1 protein-coding gene is annotated in these 239 nt (G+C 40.2%); it reads left to right on the plus strand.

The window, feature by feature from the left end; all coding sequences use genetic code 11:
• The coding region (locus NLF92_RS13735; protein WP_254102833.1) for a sensor histidine kinase at positions 1–239 on the plus strand (239 nt) is incomplete at both ends.

The following is a 239-nucleotide window of genomic DNA, read 5'->3' on the forward strand; positions in this document are numbered from 1 at the left end:
GAACTTAATGCAATGAATGAAGAGATTCTGTTGATGCTCGAAGACAATGAGTATGGGTTGAACAGGATTGTTGCGATTTCAGAAAGTTTGAGAACTTACTCTCACTTCGGCGAGCAGTTAACTGACAGTGTTGATTTGAATGAATGCATAACAAAAATGCTCAAAGTGGCTAGTACCTCTTTGCCCGACACAGTGAATATGAACTTTGATATGGCAGAGGATTTGCAAGCAATTGCAGG

It is taken from the genome of Opacimonas viscosa (assembly GCF_024199005.1).
GTDB lineage: Bacteria > Pseudomonadota > Gammaproteobacteria > Enterobacterales > Alteromonadaceae > Opacimonas > Opacimonas viscosa.